At 63.5% G+C, this 983-nt stretch carries 1 protein-coding gene; it reads left to right on the forward strand.

Annotated features, from left to right (window positions below; translation table 11 throughout):
* The coding region (locus LRF89_RS13210; RefSeq protein ID WP_338018531.1) for a DNA methyltransferase at window positions 1–983 on the forward strand (983 nt) is incomplete at both ends.

Below are 983 nucleotides of genomic sequence, written 5' to 3' on the forward strand. Positions count from 1 at the left end.
GACCTGTCCAAGCGCGCGGCGCGTGTTACCCGGCAGATCAGCGACGACCTGGCAAAGCTTGCGCGCTCGCTAGAGCAGGGCGGCTACGAGGTTGAGCGCGTCTCCCGATTCCTAATGCGGGCCATGTTCACGATGTTCGCCGAGGACATCGGTCTTATCCCGCATGGCCGCTATCAGGAAATGCTCCGGGAGGTACGCCAGAATCCCGAGGTGTTCCCGGATGCGATGCGAGCCCTCTGGGAGCGGATGCGGGATGGTGGGTTTGAGTCTCGTTGGTTGGTGCGCATCCCGCAGTTCAACGGCGGGCTCTTTGACGAGATCAACCCCATCCCTCTCAACACGGAGCAGCTTGATCTTCTGATCAACGCAGCCTCCCACGACTGGACCGAGGTGGAGCCCGCGATCTTCGGGACGTTGCTGGAGCGGGCGCTGGACCCCAAGGAGCGGCATAAGCTCGGCGCCCACTATACGCCCCGCCCATACGTTGAACGCCTGGTCCTGCCGACGGTCGTCGAGCCCTTGCGCGAGGAGTGGGCAGACGCACAAGCCCAGGCGGCGATGCTGCTTGCCCAGGGCAAGGAGAAGGAAGCCCGGGACGCCGTGGAGCGCTTCTTTGGTCGGCTGCTGGAGACGCGCGTGCTCGACCCGGCCTGCGGCTCGGGCAACTTCCTCTATGTGGCGATGGAACACCTCAAGCGCCTGGAGGGTGAGGTCCTAGAGCTGCTCTCGGAGCTCCGTGGTGGGCAAACGGGGTTCGATGCCGAGGGCATGACCGTGGACCCGCACCAGTTCCTCGGTCTGGAGATCAACCCGTGGGCAGCCCACATTGCGGAAATGGTGCTGTGGATCGGTTACGTGCAGTGGCACTACCGAATCCATGGGCGCGTGGATAACCTGCCGGAGCCAATCCTGCGTCGGTTCCACAACATCGAGCATCGGGATGCGCTAATCGAGTACGACGATGTGGAGCCACAACTCGACGA

Origin of the sequence: Halorhodospira sp. 9621, from assembly GCF_022228055.1 — a bacterium.
GTDB classification, from domain to species: Bacteria; Pseudomonadota; Gammaproteobacteria; order Nitrococcales; family Halorhodospiraceae; genus Halorhodospira; species Halorhodospira halophila_A.